This is a genomic window from Streptomyces huiliensis, from assembly GCF_020037025.1.
In the GTDB taxonomy this organism is placed as follows: Bacteria; Actinomycetota; Actinomycetes; order Streptomycetales; family Streptomycetaceae; genus Streptomyces; species Streptomyces huiliensis.
Genome location: NZ_JAIQLH010000035.1, coordinates 1 through 4128 on the forward strand (window position 1 = coordinate 1; position 4128 = coordinate 4128).

A 4128-nucleotide genomic window follows, 5' to 3' on the forward strand; every position below is an offset into this window, starting at 1 on the left:
CGTTCGGGCCGGTCGGACTCCAGGTAGACCTCGACGCGGTTGCAGGTGGCGAGGACGACGGCCTCGGCGGGGTCCGGGGAGCGGGCCAGCAGGCCCAGCACATCGACCGCCTGACAGCTCGTCAGCGCCAAGCGTTCCAGGACCGGGTGCGCGGCGGTGTGGTGGCTGAGGCCGGTGACGACGGCGGTCATCGCGCCGCTCCGACCGTGCCGGCGGCCAGCCAGTCGCGCGGCCGCAGGAACTCGGCGAGCCGCTCCTCCTCGCTGCCGGGCTCCGGGACGAGGTCGAAGCCCCAGGAGGCGGTCGGCGGCAGGGACATCAGGATGGCCTCGGTGTTGCCCCGGCTCTCCAGCCCGAACCGGGTGCCGCGGTCGTGGATGAGGTTGAACTCCACGTACCGGCCCCGGCGCAGCAGCTGCCAGCGCCGTTCGCGTTCGCCGTACGGGGTGCGCATCCGCCGCCGCACTATCGGTAAGTAGGCGGGGGCGAGGGCCTCCAGGCCCCGGGCGACGAACCGGAAGGCGCGGTCCCAGCCGTCGGGGCCACCGGGGCGCAGGTGGTCGAAGAAGATGCCGCCGACGCCCCGGGTCTCCTGCCGGTGGGGCAGGTAGAAGTAGGCGTCGCAGCTCTCCTTGGCCCGTGCGTAGAAGGCCGGGTCGTAGCCGTCGCAGCAGTCCTTCAGGGTGCGGTGCAGGTGCCGGGCGTCCTCCTCGAAGCCGTACGCGGGCGTCATGTCGGCGCCACCGCCGAACCACCAGACGTCCTGCCCGGCGCCGCCCGAACTCACCTCGAAGTAGCGGAAGTTGGCGTGGAAGGCGGGCACCCACGGGTTGCGCGGGTGGAGCACGGTGGACAGGCCGGTGGCGAAGAAGCCGGCGTCGGCGTCGATGTCGTGCCGGTCGGTGATGGCGTCGGGGACCCGGTCGCCGTGTACGGCGGACACGTTGACCCCGGCCCGTTCGAACACGGCGCCGCCCTCCAGGACGCGGGCCCGGCCGCCCCCGCCGCCCGGCCGCTCCCAGTCGTGGACGGTGAACCGGGAGCGGCCGTCGCACTCGCCGTCGCACTCCTCCAGGGCCCGGATCAGCGCGGCCTGCGCGTCGAGCATCAGCGCCAGCGCCCGGTCCCGGCGGGCCGTCGCATGGGTCGTCGGATGGGTCGTCGTACGGGTCGTCATATGGGCACCCCTTTCCCGTCGCCCTTCCCGTCGTCGCCGGCCTCCGCGTGCCGGTCGAACGCGTGCACGGTCTCGATGAGGCGCCGGACGTGCCCGACGGGCGTGTCCGGGCGGATCCCGTGGCCGAGGTTGAAGACGTGCGGGCCGCCCAGGCCCTCCCGGAGCACGGCCCGCGCCCGGTCCGCCAGGGCCTCGGGGCGGTGGACGAGGACGGCCGGGTCGAGGTTGCCCTGGAGGGCGCGGCCGGGCAGCGCCCGGCGGGCCGTGGACAGCGGGGTCCGCCAGTCGACGCCGACGGCCTCGGCGGGGAGGCCGGCGAACCGGTCGAGCAGGTGGTGGGCGCCGACCGCGAAGTGGATGCGCGGGACCGCGAGGTCGTCCAGGGCGGCCAGCACGCGCCGGGTGTACGGCAGCCCGAACGCGTCGTAGACGGCGGGCTCGTGGGAGCCGGCCCAGCTGTCGAAGAGCTGCACGGCCTGCGCACCGGCGGTGATCTGCAGGCGCAGGTAGTCGATGGTGACGTCGGTGAGCCGGTCCAGCAGCAGCCGGGCGGCCTCGGGCTGGGCGTGCAGCCAGACCCGGAAGCCGGCGTGGCCGTCAGCGGCCCCGCCGGCGTCCACCAGATAGGTGGCCAGGGTGAGCGGCGCGCCCGCGAAACCGATCAGCGGCACCGGGCACTGGGCGCGCACGGCGCGGACCGCGTCGGCGACGAACGGCGCCGTGCCCTCGGGCCCCGGCACCCGCAGCCGCCGTACGTCGGCGAGGGTGCGCACCGGCCGGGTGATCACCGGTCCGGGGGCGAACTCGATCTCCACTCCCATGTCGGCGAGCGGCGTCATGATGTCGCTGAAAAGGATCGCCGCGTCCAGCGGAAAGCGCCGCAGCGGCAGCATCGTGATCTCGGCCGCGACCTCGGGATTACGGCACATCTCCCAGAAGCCGTGGCGTTCTTTGAGTGCGTTGTATTCGGACAGGTATCGACCTGCCTGACGCATGATCCATATGGGCGCCCGCCGGGTGTCCTTACCCGAGGCGGCGTCGAGGAAAATACTCATCGCGGAAGATCGGCCCCCGTTATTCAGAGTTCCCAATTCATTCCTCGGCCAGTCTGTGAGGGGCCTTGTTTGAGTGTCAAGGGCGAGTCTAGGATCGCGACTTGATTGGGGGTGGGCGATATATGGAACATGAGAATCCGAGCCCTACCGGCGTCGTCCTGATGAACCTGGGCGGGCCCCGCACACTGCGCGAGGTCGGCCCATTTCTGCACTCCCTGTTCAGCGACCGGGAGATCATCCAACTCCCCGCGCAGTCCACTCTGGGCCCGCTGATCGCCCGGCTGCGCACCCCGCGGCTGGAGAAGGTCTACGCCGGCATCGGCGGCGGCTCCCCGCTGTACGACTGGACGGTCCGTCAGGGTGAGGGGCTGGTCAAGCGGCTCGACGTACTCAGCCCGCAGACCGCCCCGCACCGCTTCTACCTGGCGTTCCGCTACACCGAGCCGAGCAGCGCGCAGGCGCTGCGCCGGATGGCGGCGGACGGGGTGCGGCGCGTCGTGGCGTTCCCGCAGTACCCGCAGTACTCCTGCACGACGACCGGGTCCAGCCTGCACGAGCTGTGGGCGTCCGCCCGGCGGCTGCGGCTGGACACCGCCTTCCGGTGGAGCGTCGTCGACCGCTGGTCGACGCATCCCGCGTATGTGCAGGCCATGGCGGCGAAGGTGCGCGAAGGACTGGCGGAATTCCCGGAATCCGAGCGCGACGACGTGGTGGTGCTGTTCAGCGCGCACTCGCTTCCGCAACGCGTGATCAACAGAGGGGACCCTTATCTTCAGGAAGTGGCGGGAACCGTCCGCGACGTGATGCGGGAGATCGGCGACAGCCGAGAGCACGTGCTGTGTTTCCAGGCCGACGTGGGTCCGGTGACATGGCAGGGACCGAACACGGAATCCGTGATTCAGGCGCTCGGAAAACAGGGTCGGCGCAATATCCTGATAGTGGGAATCATTTTCACCACCGACCATCTGGATACGCTCGCGGAAATTGACGTCGAGTTCGCGGAGGCCGCGGAGAAGGCCGGCGTCACCCGGTTCCGGCGGGCGCCCGCGCCCAATGACGACCCGCTCTTCCTGGACGCCATGGCCCAGGTGGTGGCCGACCACCTGGCCGCCGGGGCGCCCTGCGGACCGCAGTTCGGGCTCCGCTGCGCGGGGTGCGTGGATCCGGCGTGCCGGGAGATCCTCAACCCCGTACGGGACGGCCGTCCTGCCCCGCCACCGGACGCGGCGCCATGACCGGCGCCACGGCCGGCACCCCGCCCGGCGGCGCCATGACCGGCACCGCGACCAGCGGCCACCCGCGCGTCGCCGTCGTCGGCGCCGGGATCACCGGGCTGACCGCCGCCTTCGAGGTGCTCTCGGCACGCCCCGGCGCGGAGGTCACGGTGCTGGAGGCGGAGCCCGTCGCCGGCGGGAAGATCGCTCGCCACCGCGCGGACGGCTACACCGTCGACCTGGGCCCCAACGGCTTCCTGGACAACGGCACCGATACCCGCACCCTGGCCGAGGCCCTGGGCCTCGGCCCCCGGCTGCGGCCGGCCGCGGACGCCGCCCGGGACCGGTTCCTGCTGCGCGGCGGCCGGCTGCTGCCGCTGCCGCTCGGCGCCGCCGCCTTCGCCGCGAGCCCGCTGCTCGGCCCGGCGGCCAAGGCCCGCGTCCTGGCCGAGCCGCTGGTGGGCCGGGCGCGCGGCGAGGAGACCGTCCACGCCTTCCTGGCCCGGCGGTTCGGGCACCGCACCGCCGCGCTGCTGGCGGCGCCGCTGGTGCACGGCGTGACCTCCGGCGACCCGTGGACGACCAGCCTGGACGCGGCGTTCCCGCGGGTCAGGGCGCTCGAACGGGACCGCGGCAGCCTGCTGCTGGCCGCCCTGCGCGGCCGGCTGCTGCGCGCCGCCGG

At 73.1% G+C, this 4128-nt stretch carries 4 protein-coding genes and 1 pseudogene; 2 read left to right on the forward strand and 3 right to left on the reverse strand.

Going from position 1 to position 4128, the window contains the following annotated elements:
• The 3 genes and pseudogenes from JNW98_RS07815 to hemE form a co-directional block, all read right to left on the reverse strand.
• Positions 1-191: pseudogene (locus JNW98_RS07815) on the reverse strand (glutamyl-tRNA reductase); the annotation flags it as partial.
• The gene (gene hemF / locus JNW98_RS07820) at positions 188-1177 is read right to left on the reverse strand and encodes an oxygen-dependent coproporphyrinogen oxidase (protein ID WP_223767365.1); all 990 of its coding nucleotides are present in this window, start codon (positions 1175-1177) and stop codon (positions 188-190) included. The pseudogene JNW98_RS07815 and the gene hemF, both read right to left, overlap by 4 nt.
• Positions 1174-2232 carry a uroporphyrinogen decarboxylase gene (gene hemE, locus JNW98_RS07825; protein ID WP_223767366.1) on the reverse strand — a complete coding sequence of 353 codons (1059 nt, stop codon included), beginning with the start codon at positions 2230-2232 and terminating at the stop codon, positions 1174-1176. Before hemE ends, hemF begins: the two co-directional genes overlap by 4 nt.
• A gap of 122 nt (positions 2233-2354) precedes the next feature.
• Here hemE and hemH point away from each other — a divergent pair, with 122 nt between their 5' ends.
• On the forward strand, positions 2355-3467 hold the full coding sequence (hemH, locus tag JNW98_RS07830) for a ferrochelatase (RefSeq protein WP_223767367.1): 1113 nt from the start codon (positions 2355-2357) through the stop codon (positions 3465-3467).
• Positions 3464-4128 (forward strand): protoporphyrinogen oxidase (gene hemG, locus JNW98_RS07835; RefSeq protein ID WP_223767368.1); only part of this gene is annotated, 665 nt, incomplete at its 3' end. The genes hemH and hemG, both read left to right, overlap by 4 nt.

Coding starts and splice junctions, on each gene's coding strand:
- hemF (WP_223767365.1), bottom strand. CDS start 1,177: ATGACGACCCGTACGACGACCCATCCGACGACCCATGCGACGGCCCGC.
- hemE (WP_223767366.1), bottom strand. CDS start 2,232: ATGAGTATTTTCCTCGACGCCGCCTCGGGTAAGGACACCCGGCGGGCG.
- hemH (WP_223767367.1), top strand. CDS start 2,355: ATGGAACATGAGAATCCGAGCCCTACCGGCGTCGTCCTGATGAACCTG.